A 916-nucleotide genomic window follows, 5' to 3' on the forward strand; every position below is an offset into this window, starting at 1 on the left:
TCGCCTTCACGCTGGCCTCAACCGCTAGCGCAGGCCAACGTGAAGGCGACGCGAAAGGGACTCGCGGCAACGCTTTGGTGGATTAGCGACAGGATTGCACCTCGGCCATGGAGGCGTACTTCGTCGCGTCAAAGGTTTCTCCGTTGCGAACCATTTGATTGAGCGTCGAGAGCATCTTCCGCATGCAAGCGACCATCGCCACCTTGAAGGGTTTGCCTTGGCCGCGAAGCCGTTCGTAAAACGCCTTGGTCGCCGGATCATGTCTGCGTGCCGAATTAGCCGCCATGTACATCGCGTTGCGAACATCTTGTCGTCCGCCGCGAATCGGACGCTTACCATCCTTCCTGCCACTCTGGTTGGCGATCGGACTGACGCCAACAAGCTTGGCCACCTGCTTTCGGTTCAGCGTTCCCAACTCAGGCAACCGNGTGAGCAGCACGCTCGTGGTGACCTTGCCGACACCGGTGTGACTGAGCAGGATATCGACCTTGGGATCCTCTTTGGCAAGCTCCTTGAGAATCGCCTCAAGGCGTTTTTCAACGCTTTGGAGCTGCTTTTGGATGTTTTCCAACATCTCCTCAAGGAACTTGATTGCCTCGGCGTCATGCGTGTGTTCCAACCGCATCCGCTCTTGGCCACGCATCTTCAGCAATGCCTCGCGTCGATTGACCAAGGCGGTATGGTTCTTCTGCTGAGCAGTGCGAGAAGCCGTCAGATGAACCTTGACATCCTGACCGAACTGGCACAACACACCTGCATCGATCTGGTCCGTTTTCTCCAGCCGGCCCTGACCTTTGGCAAAGTCTCGGACCTGTCTCGCGTTGACCACCGCGACGTCAACCGATCTGTCGTGAGCGGCGTCCATCATCAGCAAGTGGTAACTTGCTGTCGACTCGCAAATGATCAAAGTGCGAGA

At 56.9% G+C, this 916-nt stretch carries 1 protein-coding gene; it reads right to left on the bottom strand.

The window, feature by feature from the left end; all coding sequences use genetic code 11:
* Positions 1 to 82: 82 nt before the first annotated feature.
* Positions 83 to 907, bottom strand: a complete 825-nt coding sequence (locus tag RE6C_RS07115) for an IS110 family RNA-guided transposase (protein WP_008655155.1) — start codon at positions 905 to 907, stop codon at positions 83 to 85.
* Between the last annotated feature and the right edge of the window lie 9 nt (positions 908 to 916).

This window comes from Rhodopirellula europaea 6C, from assembly GCF_000338295.1.
In the GTDB taxonomy this organism is placed as follows: Bacteria; Planctomycetota; Planctomycetia; order Pirellulales; family Pirellulaceae; genus Rhodopirellula; species Rhodopirellula europaea.